The following is a 1187-nucleotide window of genomic DNA, read 5'->3' on the forward strand; positions in this document are numbered from 1 at the left end:
CCCGCTTGTATGGTTAGACTTGAAGGGGTGGTGGGACTAAATGCCCGATTCTGACTGTTCACAGCAGTACAGACCGTGGGAGACATCGCCCCACCCCTTCCACCAAAGCGCCGATAAAGAATGCATCGTTTGCAAGCGACGATAGAAACAAGCCAGCGCCTCTTGGTGAAACCCCTTCAAGCCGAAAAACCATAACGTGAGGAGCGGCCCATGGCAATGCAGGTAGGTAAGTTGATCGTGGGTGCGGATGTCGCGAAAGCTGAGCTGGTTATCCACCACGATGATCGCGACGAGATCATCAGGCTGAAAAACTCCAAACTCGAGATCAGAAGGTGGCTCAAGCAACAACCCCTCAACACCGCTATCGCTGTTGAGGCGACCAACGTCTATCACTTGGACCTGGTTGAATTGGCCCACAGCCTAGGCTTCGAGGTCTATGTCATCGATGGTTTTCAATTGAGCAACTACCGGAAGAGTGTTGGGGGACGGGTTAAAACCGACCCCTCCGATGCTCGGTTGCTGTCCCGTTTTTTAAAAAATGAAGGCGAGGACCTTCGCCCTTGGAGCCCGCCTCCTGCTGTCTACGGCAAGCTTCAGAGCCTTTTGCGACGCAGAGCCGCCTTGGTGACTGCCCGTACTGCAGTGACTCAGAGCTGGGCTAACGAAAGCCTTTTGAAAGCCGCCTTCGAAACTTTTGTGAAGTCGATAGATCGGCTGGATCAGTTGATTCAAAAGAAGATTAAAGAAGTACTGCGAGAAGCTGGGCTGCAGGAACAAGTCGCTCGCTGCCAGGCGGTAGAGGGCATTGGTTTTCTCACCGCCGCAGCATTGGTGATGGCTTTTATAAGGGGCGAGTTCAAAAGCAGTGACTCGTACATTGCATTCCTAGGAATGGATTTACGAGTCAGTGATTCCGGACAGAAGAATGGGCGACGTCGCCTCACCAAGCGAGGTTGTTCAGAAATTCGTCGCTTATTGCACAACGCTGCGATGGCGGCCAGCAGATCGGCAGCCTGGAAAGGGCTTTACGAACAGCATCGGAGCAGCGGTAAAGCAACAACCCAAGCCTTGGTAATCCTGGCAAGAAAGCTCGCGCGGGTGGCATTCGCCCTGATGAAAAATCAGGACGAATATGTCACCAAAGGCGAGAAACTGGCTTGCTGAAAACCATAGAATCTCCCACAGGA

The 1187-nt window shown here is 52.8% G+C and carries 1 protein-coding gene; it reads left to right on the forward strand.

Features of this window, described 5'->3' with window-relative positions:
- Positions 1-210: 210 nt before the first annotated feature.
- The gene (locus CAG18_RS25900; RefSeq protein WP_085721827.1) at positions 211-1164 is read left to right on the forward strand and encodes an IS110 family transposase; all 954 of its coding nucleotides are present in this window, start codon (positions 211-213) and stop codon (positions 1162-1164) included.
- Positions 1165-1187 lie beyond the last annotated feature (23 nt).

It is taken from the genome of Pseudomonas sp. B22(2017) (assembly GCF_002113105.1).
Classification (GTDB): Bacteria; Pseudomonadota; Gammaproteobacteria; order Pseudomonadales; family Pseudomonadaceae; genus Aquipseudomonas; species Aquipseudomonas asiatica.